The sequence below is a fragment of the Streptomyces sp. NBC_00289 genome (assembly GCF_041435115.1).
GTDB lineage: Bacteria > Actinomycetota > Actinomycetes > Streptomycetales > Streptomycetaceae > Streptomyces.
The window spans coordinates 5,053,284-5,064,865 of record NZ_CP108046.1; the positions used below are offsets into that span (position 1 = coordinate 5,053,284).

Below are 11,582 nucleotides of genomic sequence, written 5' to 3' on the forward strand. Positions count from 1 at the left end.
GCCCCTAGGTTAAACGGCGTATTAAACGTGCTTAACACACTGTCGCTGTCATTGACGTTGCCATTGACGTTTTCGATGCCGTCGCCGTTCCCGATGCCGATGCTGTGAGGTCGCCGTGCTCGAACGCCCCAGCACCACCACGCGCTACAGGAGGGGTGCCGCCGCCGCCGTGGTGGCCGTCGTGGCCCTGGTACTGGCGGCGAACGCGGGCCCGGCGAGAGCGGCGGACGCGGCCCGGACCCACCCGCAGCCGCGGGTCGGAACAGTCGAGCGGATCGGCGACGCCCTGCCCGGTCACACCGAAGTCTCCTCCGGGACCCGCCGGTGAGGTGACGCCATCGTCGTCATGGCGCGGCGCCACGGTGTCGACGGTGGCGCCGGGGGTGCGGACGCTGGTGTCGGGGGCGCCGGCGTATCTCGTGAACTGATCAGCCCTGGGTCTGCAGTTGCCGCAACTGGCGCCGCACGTGGTCCAGCGCGCCCTGCCTGCGGCCCGGCACCCGGGAGCGCAACTCGGCCAGTGCGGGACCGAGTTCGCGGGCTCGCACCGGGTCGCCGATCTGCCCCCACTGGTGGTGGGCCCGGTCCACGGACGTCTCCACGCCGGCAGCGTCCGCCGGCTGCCCCGCGGAGAGCCGCGCGGTGGCCACCGCCAGCCAGGTACGGCAACTGCGCACGGAGTCCCCGGCGAACATCGCCAGATCCGCGCGCACCTCGGTCCAGTGCAGGGCCTCCTCGGAGGCGGGGCCGTGGGCGTGGGCGGCGGCCTGCTCGTGATACGCGGCGAGGGCGTCGGCGTCGGCGTGACGGTCCGCGGCGACCGCGGCGGAGATGGCCGCGTGCGGATCGCCGACCCCGGCGGGGACCACCGCGCTCGGATCCCCGACCCCGGCAGAGACCACCGCGTACGGATCCCCGACCCCGGCCGTCACGACCCGGTGCGGATCGCCGACCCCGGTCGAGACCACCGCGGGCAGATCGCCGACCCCAGCAGAGACCACCGCGTACGGATCCCCGACCCCGGCCGTCACGACCCGGTGCGGATCGCCGACCCCGGTCGAGACCACCGCGGGCAGATCGCCGACCCCAGCAGAGACCACCCCGTACGGATCGGCGTGCGCCGGCCCGTCCTGCGTCGGTGGGCGGGTTGTTCCCGGCCGGTACGGGGGCGGTGCGGCCGTGCGGCCGGCCGCGTCGGGCGCCGTCAGCACCAGGTCCGCGTAGCCCTCGGCGCCCAGCCGCGCCGACGCGTGCTGGTGCAGCTGTTCCGGCGGCGGCCGGTGCCCGCTGCGCAGGATCGTCGCGACCGCCTTCATGTACGACGGGACAGCCACCGTGCGCCGGGCGGGCGGCGGCCCGATCCGCCCGTAGACCGCGTTGTTGCGGCCCGAGTCGAGCGGGTTCGCGCGTAGCCATTCCCAGGTCTCCGGGTCCGCGCGCAGATCGACGAACAGGGTCGTCGTACCCGGGGCACGCAGCCGCAGTTCCTCCCGGATCCAGTGCCAGGGCAGCGCGGTGTAGCGGACCGAGGCCGGTGTCGTGCGGGCCAGCGCCAGGTGAGGGAGACGCTGGCGGCGGTCGAGCTGGAGCTGACCGGTGACGAAGACGGTGAGCGGGCCGGGGGCCGCCGCGGCCGCCCGCAGCCGGGTCAGCACGGCCTGCGGTTCCAGGGGGTCGGCGAGCTCGACGACGTTCGCGGTGTCGGTGCCGGACAGCACGGCGGGCGGGACCGCCGCGAGGACGGGGAGCACGGACGCCGCGTCCACCAGACACCCCTTGCCCACCGGTGAGGCGGCGAGCAGCAGCACGGTCCCGGGCATCGGTCCCTCCCCATCCCCCGTCGATCACGTATGGCAGCACCGTAACCGGTGCGGCTGCAAAGGGGGGTGTCCGGACCGAGAAGGCCCGCTCCCGGCGGCCTGATCCTCGCCGCCCCGGGACCGCTCACGGGCCGGTGGCGGGGCGGGTTCCGACCGTACCGGTGACACCGTCGCCGGCGTCGGGGCGTACGAACCCGTGATCCCCAGCGAAGCACGGGCGCGGGCCGTCCGCACCCGGGCGGAATCACGGTGTCCGCCGACTTGCCAGGGCCTGTCGCCAGGTGTGCTCTGGAAGCGGGGGCGAGGAGAGAGGAGTGCTCTCATGGCTCATGCGGCACCCAGGTCCCGTGGGACGACCAGGCAGGTCCGTCCGATCCGCACACCCGACATCTTCGACGAGCGGGTCCATCGGATGGCGCAGGTCGGCATCCCCGTCGTCCTCGGACTCGTCTACGGCTACTGGGCGGCGGCCAACCGGCGCGGCGGCGGTCCCGTCACCGGCTGGAACATCCTGTTCGGCTTCGTCACGGCGATCGTGTTCATCGTGCTCTGCCTCGCGGTGGCAGCGTTCGCCCCGCTGCTCAAGCGCGAACTGCACTCGCTGACGAAGTCCGCCTTCGCCGGAGCGTCCGTGGGCTTCCTGTACAGCCAGTCCGGCGACAGCGTGCTGCGGTCCGCCGCCCTGGGTATCGCGGTCACCGCGGGCGTCTTCGGCGTGTTCTTCTACCGCTACTACACGCGCGAGGACGCGGCGGGCAACCGCATCCGATGACGGTCGGGCCATGACGATCGGGCCATGACGGTCGGGCCATGACGGTCGGGGCGATGACGGTCCTGGCGAGCGCCGGGTCGACCAGCGGATCGACCCGGCGCTCGCCCGACTCGTGAGGCAACGACTCGTGAGGAAACGGCGTGTGGGCCCCGGCGGGTTGGCCGGGGCCCACACTTCCCTCATCCCTCCACTCACCAGACGACGGGGAGCGGGCCCCAGCCGTCCGACGAGGATCCGGACGTCACCTGGAAGTCGAACGAACCCGAGAAGGTCCAGGAGAGGGAGCCCGAGACGGCCCAGGGCTCACTCCAGTCGGGGTCGTTCCAGTCGGCGTTGGACCACTCGCCGTCCCTCCACTGCGGACACGGGTCCGAACAGGTGGGCACCCGCCTGCCGTCGGTGTCCACGAACGCGGCGCTCGCCCAGCCCTCGGAGCCGACGAGCCAGTACCAGTAGGGGTTGCCGTTGACCCTCTGTCCGCGCACCTTGCACTGGACGCGGTCCTGACTTCCGGGTGCGAGCCGGTCGACGGCGGTCGAGTGACTCGTGGGCTCCGCCCTGACGTTGAGCGCGGTGCCGGAGACGACGGTGCCCCAGATCGGGCTGCCGGATTTGCCGTCACCGTTTCCTTCGGCGTACGTCGGCACAGTCGCGGCGGACGCGGAGGTGCCCGCAGCGGCGGCGACCAGGGTGCCGCCGGCGAGCAGGCCCGCGGCCACGGCCCGCAGGGTCACAGTGGTGCGCATAGATCGGCCTCCTTCTCCCCAGAACCAGGTAACACCCGTTCGAGTGAACCCTCCACCGGAGAGCGGAATGCCCAGTTCCGGCAGGGGTTGTCGCCACGGCCGCCCGTTCGGCTCGACGGGTGCGCCCAAATGCAGTCCCCCCGCTCGCGCCGGCCGCTCCGCGGCCGTTGCCTGGCAACGTGGCCCCTCGACCCGTACGCCTCCGGAACGCCCTGTCGGCCGTACTGATCGCCCTGTCCTGCCTGTTGCTGCCGTTCGGCGCACTGGCGGCCTGGGCGGCGTACGGGCTCACCGACACGAGCCGGTACGTCACCACGATGGCGCCGCTCGCCGCCGACCCGGACGTGCGCGAGGCCGTCGCGGACACCGTGGGCGCCGGCATCATGCAGCAGGTCGACGACCGCCTGGACATACGGCCGATGCGCCACACCGTGCGCCCGTTCGTGCACGACGCGGTGCACTCCTTCACCCGGACCGAGGCCTTCCGCACGGCGTGGGACGCGGCCAACCGAGCCCTCCACGACGCCGTGCTGCGCGCCCTGCGGGACGAGGACGAGGGCGCCGGCGACCACGCGGTGACCGTCGACCTCGCTCCCGTCACCGCCCAGGTCAAGGCCCGACTCGCCTACGAACACATGCCGTTGGCCGCCCGCATCCCGGTCGAGCACACCGCGGTCGCGGTGCTCCCGGCCAGGGACCTGGCCCGGCTCCGGAAGGGATACCACGTGCTCGACGTCGCCGGTTTCTGGCTGCCGCTCGCCGCCGCCGTCCTCGCCGTCGCCGGGATCGCCGTCGCGACCTGCCGCCGCCGCGCGGTCACGGCCACCGCGCTGGGCACCGCCCTGGGCGGCGGCCTGCTCGCCCTGGCCGTCTCCGTCGGCCGCCGTCTCACCCTCGCCGACCTGCCCGACGCGGCCCACCAGCCGGCCGCGGGCGCCGTCTACGACGCCCTCACCGCCACCCTGCGCACGGTGTCCTGGCTGCTGGTCGCCCTCGGCCTGACCGTGGCGCTGGGCGCCTGGGTCACCGGCCGGTACGGACACCTCGTACGACGTCCGCGGCCGGCCGCCTCCCTCCCCTCGGCCCCGGCTGCCGCGGCCCTCTCCCCGCAACCTTCCGCCCCGCCACCCCGTCTCTGAGGGAGGATGCGGTCATCCGATCCGTGAGCGGAGGGCCGGGACGTGGACACTGCGACGGCCGGACGGACGCTCCCCGACGACCCGCGCGGGCGGCGGTCCGGACGGCGGCTCGGGGCGTGGTGCGCCGCGCTGCTGTTCGCCGGGGTGAGTGTCGTCGTCGGCTGCCGGGCCGCCGACACCGACGGCATCACGCCCGTGCCGCAACTGCTCGCCTTCCTGCCCTGGCTGCTCGTCCCCACCGGTTTCGGGCTGCTGTTCGGGCTGCTCGCCCGCTGGTGGACCGGGATGGTGTGGGGGATCGTCCTGCTATGTCTGCTCGCCTGGTTCATCGAGCCGTACGGCAAAGCCGACGAGCCGTCCGGGCCCGCCGTCGCCGAACTGCGGGTGCTGACCTCGAACGTCGAGTTCGGGCACGGGACCGGCGCCCTCGTCGCCGCCGTCCACCGGGAGAAGCCCGACCTGGTGTTCGTCGAGGAGTGCGAGAACACCTGCGACGCGCGGCTGAGGCGGGCCCTCGGCAAGGACTACCCGCACCGGCGGGCCGTCGAGGGCGGCGGCTCCGAGGGCTCCGTCGTCCTCAGCCGCTTCCCGCTGCGGGCCGCCGCGGGTGTGCCCGGCACCATGGGCATGCCCGGAGCGGTCGCGGACGTGCGGGGCCATGCCGTACGGCTGCAACTCGCGCACCCCATGCCCCCGTTGCCGGGCCAGCTCGGCCTGTGGCGCCGCGAACTCGGTGAACTGCGCGACTTCGCCGCCGCCGACGACACGACCCCCACCGTCCTGGCCGGCGACTTCAACGCCTCCCAGGACCACGCCGTCTTCCGCCGCATCCTCGACACCGGTCTGCGCGACGCCGCCCGGCTGTCCGGGGCCGACCGCGTCCCCAGCTGGCCGGCCCGGACCGCGCCCACGCTCGGCGCGCAGATCGACCACGTCCTCGTCTCGCGGCACTTCGCCGCGCGGGACGCCCGCTTTCTCGGCCTCGCCCACACCGACCACCGCGCACTCGTCGTGGACCTCACCCTTCACCAGGAGGAGTGACCACCATGACGCCGCTTTACTGTCCCGTGACGTTCCCTTGGTAAGAACGTGACGACAGGAGCAGGTATGTACGGGAACGCGGCGACCTCGCACGGAGGGTGAACTGTCGGGTGGCGCACCGCCATTGACATGGCCCGACCGTCACATCTTGCCCCTGCCGAAGATCACCGATCGGGGCCGCTAACCTTACGTGTCCGTCCTGGCCAGGGATTGACGGGCTTCAACTCATCGAAGGGTTGCGCACATGGGCATTCTCACTCTCCTGCGGAACGCGTTCGGCAGGTCACGCAAGGGGCGTGCCGCCGAAGCAGAGGGTGCGGAACGCACTCCTTCGCCGGCACCGCAGCCGACGGTCCCCTCCCCGTCCCCCGAACCCACACCCACGGCGACGGTGGCCGAGCCCCGCGCCACGGTGACCCCGACGGTGCCGGAGCCCCGCTCGTCCGCCATGGACGACGACGAGCACGACCTCGTCTCGGCGGCCTTCGACAACGTGGCGGTCCCGAAGCCGTCCACCTCGACGGAAACGACGACCGAGCAGAAGAAGACACAGCCCGCGCCGGAACCGGCAGCCGTGCCGGAGGCGCAGGCCCCGGCGACGGAGCCGGCCACCGAGGCGGCGCCGGCCACCGAGCCCGAGGCCGCGCCGGCCACCGAGCCCGAGGCCGCGCCGGCCACCGAGCCCGAGGCCGCGCCGGCCACCGAGCCCGAGGCGGAGGCTGCTGCTGAAGTCGCGCCGGAGCCGGTGATCGAGCCCGAGGCGGAGGCGGCTGCTGTAGTCGCGCCGAAGCCGGACGCTGAGGTCGCGCCGGAGCCGGTGATCGAGCCCGAGCCGGCCGCTGAGCCGGTGGCTGAGGTCGCGGCGGAGCCGCAGGCCGAAGCGGAAGCCGCAGCCGCAGCCGTCGAGGAGAGCGAGCCTTCCGCCGAACCGACGGCCGAGGTCGCACCGGAGCCGGTCGCCGAACCGGAGGTCGCCGCTGAGCCGGTGGCCGAAGCCACACCCGAGCCGCAGGCCGAAGCCGCAGCGGTGCCCGAGCCGGTCGCCGAGCCGGTCGCCGAGGCGCCGGCTGCCGCGGAGCCGGTGGCCCCGGAGAAGCCCGCCACGGCGGAGCCGATCGACGCCGCGGCGGCTGAGGTCACGGAGACGGCCGAGGCGGAGTCGACCGACCCGGTCGCCGCCGACGGCGAGGACGCCCCACAGGGGCCACTCGCGGCCGACGACGAAAGCAGCACGGGTGGTGCGGGTGGGAACGACTCGGCCGAAGGCGAAGCCGAGGCCGACGCCACCCCCAAGGCAGCCGACGTCACCGGCGCCACCGACATCCCGCAGGGCCTGACCACCGCCTACAACGCCGCCGCGGCAACCCTCGCGAAGACCGACCTCACCGGCACCAAGGCCAAGGTCTACCTCGTACTCGACCGCTCGGCGAGCATGCGCGCGTACTACAAGGACGGCTCCGCCCAGGCGCTGGCCGACCAGACCCTCGCCCTCGCCGCCCACCTCGACCCCGAGGCTCCGGCCACCGTCCACGTCGTCTTCTTCTCCACGGAACTGGACGGCACCGCCGACCTCACTCCCGCCGACCACGAGAACAAGATCGACGAGCTGCACGCCTCCCTCGGCCGCATGGGCCGTACGAGCTACCACGCGGCCGTGGAGGAGGTGCTCGCCCACCACCAGAAGTCGGGCGACCCCGCCGCCCCCGCCCTGGTGGTCTTCCAGACGGACGGCGCCCCGGACGCCAAGACCCCGGCGACGCAGTCCCTCACGGAGGCGGCGAAGAAGCACCCCTCGGTCTTCTTCTCCTTCGTGGCCTTCGGCGAGCACGACAACAAGGCCTTCGACTACCTCCGCAAGCTGAAGACGGACAACACGTCCTTCTTCCACGCGGGCCCGACCCCGCTCGAGCTCACGGACACGGAGCTGTACGAGGGCGTACTGGCGGCCTGGCGGCCGTAACGCCCACGCGTGAGGAGAGCGCTTCGGGGGGTGGCCGGGCCGGTCCACCCCCCGAAACGCAGGTGAGTCGACCTTCGCGGGGCCAGTAGGATTTCGACCATGGCGGCCACTGGATCCGAGAAGCAGGGTGGAAAGGCGTACTACGTCACCACCCCCATTTACTACGTCAACGACGCTCCTCACCTGGGCCACGCCTACACGACCGTCGCAGGCGACGTGCTCACCCGCTGGCACCGTCAGCGCGGCGAGAAGGTGTGGTACCTCACCGGCACGGACGAGCACGGTCAGAAGATCATGCGCACCGCGGAGGCGAACGGTGTCAGCCCGCAGCAGTGGGCCGACAAGCTCGTCGACGAGTCCTGGCGCCCCCTCTGGGAGCACCTGGAGATCGCGAACGACGACTTCATCCGCACCACGCAGCAGCGGCACACGGACCGCGTCCAGGAGTTCGTGCAGGACCTGTACGACAAGGACGAGATCTACAAGGGCGGCTACGAGGGCCCGTACTGCGTGGGCTGCGAGGAGTACAAACTGCCGGGCGAGCTGCTCGACGGCGAGGGCCCGTTCGCCGGGCAGAAGCTCTGCCCGATCCACAAGGCCCCGGTGGAGATCCTCAGCGAGGAGAACTACTTCTTCAAGCTGAGCGAGTACGGCGACAAGCTCCTCGCCCACTACGAGGCGAACCCCGGCTTCATCCAGCCCGAGTCCGCGCGCAACGAGGTCCTGAACTTCGTCCGCCAGGGGCTCCAGGACCTGTCGATCTCCCGCTCGACCTTCGACTGGGGCATCCCCATCCCGTGGGACCAGAAGCACGTGATCTACGTGTGGGTCGACGCGCTGCTGAACTACGCCACGGCGGTCGGCTACAACGAGAACCAGCAGAAGTTCGAAGAGACCTTCCCGGCGGACGTCCACCTGGTCGGCAAGGACATCCTGCGCTTCCACGCGGTGATCTGGCCCGCGATGCTGATGGCGCAGGGCCTGCCGCTGCCGGGGAAGGTCGCCGCGAACGGCTGGCTGATGGTCGGCGGCGAGAAGATGTCGAAGTCGAACCTGACGGGCATCAAGCCGCAGGACCTGACCTCGCACTTCGGCGTGGACGCGTACCGCTGGTACTTCCTGCGGGCCATCGCCTTCGGCCAGGACGGCTCCTTCTCGTGGGAGGACTTCTCCGCCCGCTACACGAGCGAGCTGGCGAACGACTACGGCAACCTCGCCTCCCGGGTGGCCGCCATGGTCGGCAAGTACTTCGACGGCGCCCTGCCGGCGTCCACCGCCGACGGCGACGCGGAGAAGGCGCTGCACGACGGCCTGGCCACGGCGGTCGCCGTGGCGGACCGGAAGATCGGCGAGGAGCTCGACTTCCAGGGCGGCATCCTGGCCGTCTTCGACTTCGTCAAGCAGGTCAACGGCTACATCACGGAGCAGGAGCCGTGGAAGGTGGCCAAGGACGACAGCCCGGAGGGCAGGGCCCGCCTGGCCACGATCCTCTACACGGCCGCGGAGTCCCTGCGCGGGGTGGCCGTCCTCCTCAACCCGGTGATGCCGGACACGTCCCAGAAGCTGTGGGACTCGCTGGGCGCGGAGGCGACGCTGGGCGCCCTCGCGGACCAGCGCATCCAGAGCGCGGCCGACTGGGGCACCCTCCCGGCCGGCTCCACGGTGACCAAGGGAGCGGTCCTCTTCCCCCGCCTGGAGGAGAAGCCGACCGCGTAACGGCGCCTCACCGCGAGACGCAGGGGCACGGGCACACCGGATGGCGTGTCCGTGCCCCTGGGTTGCCGTTGCGGAGTCAGCCTTCCGAGGCGTACGTCACGAAGTGCGCCCAAGCGCCGGGGGCGAGCGCGAGACGGGGACCCGCGACGTTCTTGGAGTCGCGGACGTGGACGGTGCCGGGAGTCGTGGCGATCTCAACGCAGGAGTTGCCGTCCGTGCCGCTGCTGTAGCTGCTCTTGAACCAGTCCAGTTCAGAGGCGTCCTCGGTGGAGGCCTTGCGGATCATGTCTCTCCCAGCAGTTGTTCGACGAAGGCGAGCGACTCTCTCGGCGGGAGAGCCTGCGCCCGGATGGTGCCATACCGCAGTTCAAGGATGCGCAAGTCCCTGGCCTCAGCAGTCGGTCGTCCGTTGAACGCACCGTCACTACGTCCCACGGCCGTACCGTCCGGGAACTTCAGCCCGATCCCACCCGGGCATGGACGGCACGCATCGAGGTGACGGACACACGCGGTGACGACCTCCCGCACCGCCGACCACCGACCCCCGATGCCGAATCCGGGCGCGGTCTCCTCCTCGTCGAGGCGCTCGCCGATCGCTGGGGCGTCGAACTCGGGCCCGTCCCCCGCAAGACCGTGTGGGCCGAACTCGACCTCTCACCGAAGTTCGGAAACGTGTGCTCCGGTGGCTCGGGCGCCCTCCTCCAAGAAACACGAGAGGGAAAGAAACCTCACCAAGCCCCACCCCTCCCGCCCACGGGAGACGCTCACTCGCGCGAGTGAACATCACCAACTCAGCTGGATTCGGCACCGATTGCCTGTTCTACGCTCAGCGCGACACAGCACAACCCCGGACATACGACGGCCCTCGCAGGGACTGCAATCCCGTTGCGAGGGCCTGACCACCAAGGAAGTCAGACCCTTCCCGATGGACACCCAAAACCCTAGCGTGCCCCCGCAGCACGGGCGAGGGCCGACACCGCCGACGGCCCGGGGAAGGATGGCACCGGGCCGCCGGCCGCTCCGGGTGGGTCAGGACGGGGTCTATCAGGATTCAGGTGTGGTTCGTCTGTTTGGCCTACAGGTTTTTCGGTGGGCTGGTCGGCCTACACTCGTCCGGCGGTAAGGCGGCCGTCGAAGAGAACGTCGAACTCGTTCAAAGCGCTTTTCCAGCGGTTGTTCCAGCGCTGGCGGCCGCGGCCGGTGGGGTCGAGTGCGAGGGTGGCGAGGTAGAGGCGTTTCAAGGCGGCGGTCTCGTTGGGGAAGTGTCCGCAGGCCTGGGCCGCGCGCCGGTAGCGGGCGTTGAGGGACTCGATCGCGTTCGTGGTGTAGACGACCTGCCGGATCGCGTCGGGCAGACCGAGGAAGGGCACGAATTCGCTCCAGGCCCGCTCCCAGGTCCCGGCGATCGACGGATAGCGCTTGCCCCACTTGTCGTCGAAGTCGGTCAGCCGTGCCCGGGCCTCGTCCTCGTTGACAGCGGTGTAGACGGGCTTGAGGTCGCGTGCGACGTCGGCCCAGTCGCGGCGTGAGGCATACCGCAGACTCGCGCGCAGGAGATGAACCACGCAAGTCTGCACCACAGTCCGGGGCCAGACGGCGTTCACCGCGTCGGGCAGGGCGCTGAGCCCGTCGCAGACCAGCATCAGCACATCACGGACGCCTCTGTTCTTGATCTCGGTGAGCACCGTCTGCCAGTACTTGGCGCCCTCGCCGCCGTCGCCGGCCCACAGGCCGAGGATCTCGCGGTAGCCGTCGGCGGTGACCGCGATGGCCACGTAGATGGGCCGGTTGGCGACATGACCGTCTCGGATCTTGACGTGCACGGCATCGATGAAGACGACCGGGTAGACCGCGTCGAGCGGGCGGGTGCGCCATTCCGCCATCGATTCCAGGGCCTTGTCGGTGATCGTGGAGATGGTCTCCTTCGTTGTCGTCATCCCGTACGTCTGGGCGAGATGGGAGACGATCTCGCCGGAGGTCAGGCCCTTTGCGGTCAGCGAGATCACCAGGTCGTCCAACGCACCAGTGCGGCGGGCGTACTTGGGCAGCAGCCGGGGCTGGAAGGTGCCCAGACGGTCTCGCGGGATCTGCACCGTGACGGCGCCGACCTCCGTCATCACCTTCTTGCTCCGGTAGCCGTTGCGGGTGTTGCCGCCCGAGCGCGACCCGCGCCCGCCGACGCGGCCGACCCCGTCGGCCAGGTGCTGGTCCATCTCTGCTTCCAGCGCGGACTGCATCAGGTGCTGAGCGAGCTCGGGCAGCAGGCCGCCCTCGCCCATCAGCCGCAGTCCCTCTCCGCGGACCTTCTCGGCCGCGAGCGCGGCCAGCTCCTCCAGCAGCTCACTGGACAGACCATTCTGCGACACCGGCATCGACTTCACGTCGGCA

General features: G+C 71.4%; 10 protein-coding genes and 1 pseudogene. 6 read left to right on the top strand and 5 right to left on the bottom strand.

The genetic code is table 11. From position 1 onward, the window contains the following. The first annotated feature begins 115 nt into the window (after window positions 1-115). Window positions 116-328 (top strand): hypothetical protein, encoded by a 213-nt coding sequence (locus OG985_RS22900; RefSeq protein ID WP_371670204.1) that lies wholly within the window; start codon window positions 116-118, stop codon window positions 326-328. Between the two features lie 100 nt (window positions 329-428). On the opposite strand, the gene OG985_RS22905 is transcribed toward OG985_RS22900, so the two are convergent. Continuing rightward, window positions 429-1,820, bottom strand: a complete 1,392-nt coding sequence (locus OG985_RS22905) for a hypothetical protein (RefSeq protein ID WP_371670205.1) — start codon at window positions 1,818-1,820, stop codon at window positions 429-431. Window positions 1,821-2,142: 322 nt separating this feature from the next. On the opposite strand from OG985_RS22905, the gene OG985_RS22910 reads away from it, so the two are divergent. Beyond that, a complete protein-coding gene (locus tag OG985_RS22910; protein ID WP_371670206.1) occupies window positions 2,143-2,592 on the top strand; it encodes a hypothetical protein in 450 nt (149 codons plus the stop codon). A gap of 191 nt (window positions 2,593-2,783) precedes the next feature. Here the strand turns inward: OG985_RS22910 and OG985_RS22915 are convergent, their stop codons facing one another. Continuing rightward, entirely contained in the window at window positions 2,784-3,338 is a 555-nt protein-coding gene (locus tag OG985_RS22915) for an SH3 domain-containing protein (RefSeq protein ID WP_371670207.1), read from the bottom strand. A 179-nt stretch (window positions 3,339-3,517) separates the two neighbouring features. Between OG985_RS22915 and OG985_RS22920 the strand changes: the two genes are divergently transcribed. From OG985_RS22920 to metG, 4 genes are all read left to right on the top strand, one after another. Next, window positions 3,518-4,477 carry a hypothetical protein gene (locus OG985_RS22920; protein ID WP_371670208.1) on the top strand — a complete coding sequence of 320 codons (960 nt, stop codon included), beginning with the start codon at window positions 3,518-3,520 and terminating at the stop codon, window positions 4,475-4,477. 42 nt (window positions 4,478-4,519) lie between these two features. Further along, window positions 4,520-5,518, top strand: a complete 999-nt coding sequence (locus OG985_RS22925) for an endonuclease/exonuclease/phosphatase family protein (protein ID WP_371670209.1) — start codon at window positions 4,520-4,522, stop codon at window positions 5,516-5,518. A 244-nt stretch (window positions 5,519-5,762) separates the two neighbouring features. Then, window positions 5,763-7,478: a VWA domain-containing protein gene (locus OG985_RS22930; RefSeq protein WP_371670210.1), complete on the top strand. Its 1,716-nt coding sequence runs from the start codon at window positions 5,763-5,765 to the stop codon at window positions 7,476-7,478. A gap of 99 nt (window positions 7,479-7,577) precedes the next feature. Beyond that, on the top strand, window positions 7,578-9,194 hold the full coding sequence (metG, locus tag OG985_RS22935) for a methionine--tRNA ligase (RefSeq protein ID WP_371670211.1): 1,617 nt from the start codon (window positions 7,578-7,580) through the stop codon (window positions 9,192-9,194). A 76-nt stretch (window positions 9,195-9,270) separates the two neighbouring features. Here the strand turns inward: metG and OG985_RS22940 are convergent, their stop codons facing one another. The 3 genes and pseudogenes from OG985_RS22940 to OG985_RS22950 form a co-directional block, all read right to left on the bottom strand. Next, the gene (locus OG985_RS22940; protein WP_371670212.1) at window positions 9,271-9,480 is read right to left on the bottom strand and encodes a DUF397 domain-containing protein; all 210 of its coding nucleotides are present in this window, start codon (window positions 9,478-9,480) and stop codon (window positions 9,271-9,273) included. Then, window positions 9,477-9,653 (bottom strand): annotated as a pseudogene (locus OG985_RS22945) (transcriptional regulator); the annotation flags it as partial. The gene OG985_RS22940 and the pseudogene OG985_RS22945, both read right to left, overlap by 4 nt. 644 nt (window positions 9,654-10,297) lie before the next feature. Next, the gene (locus OG985_RS22950; protein WP_331718661.1) at window positions 10,298-11,566 is read right to left on the bottom strand and encodes an IS256 family transposase; all 1,269 of its coding nucleotides are present in this window, start codon (window positions 11,564-11,566) and stop codon (window positions 10,298-10,300) included. Window positions 11,567-11,582: the final 16 nt, after the last annotated feature.

Bases quoted from the DNA above. Each gene is read 5' to 3' on its own strand.
- OG985_RS22915 (WP_371670207.1), bottom strand. From the start codon at position 3,338: ATGCGCACCACTGTGACCCTGCGGGCCGTGGCCGCGGGCCTGCTCGCC.
- OG985_RS22905 (WP_371670205.1), bottom strand. From the start codon at position 1,820: ATGCCCGGGACCGTGCTGCTGCTCGCCGCCTCACCGGTGGGCAAGGGG.
- OG985_RS22910 (WP_371670206.1), top strand. From the start codon at position 2,143: ATGGCTCATGCGGCACCCAGGTCCCGTGGGACGACCAGGCAGGTCCGT.
- OG985_RS22950 (WP_331718661.1), bottom strand. From the start codon at position 11,566: ATGCCGGTGTCGCAGAATGGTCTGTCCAGTGAGCTGCTGGAGGAGCTG.
- OG985_RS22930 (WP_371670210.1), top strand. From the start codon at position 5,763: ATGGGCATTCTCACTCTCCTGCGGAACGCGTTCGGCAGGTCACGCAAG.
- metG (WP_371670211.1), top strand. From the start codon at position 7,578: ATGGCGGCCACTGGATCCGAGAAGCAGGGTGGAAAGGCGTACTACGTC.
- OG985_RS22940 (WP_371670212.1), bottom strand. From the start codon at position 9,480: ATGATCCGCAAGGCCTCCACCGAGGACGCCTCTGAACTGGACTGGTTC.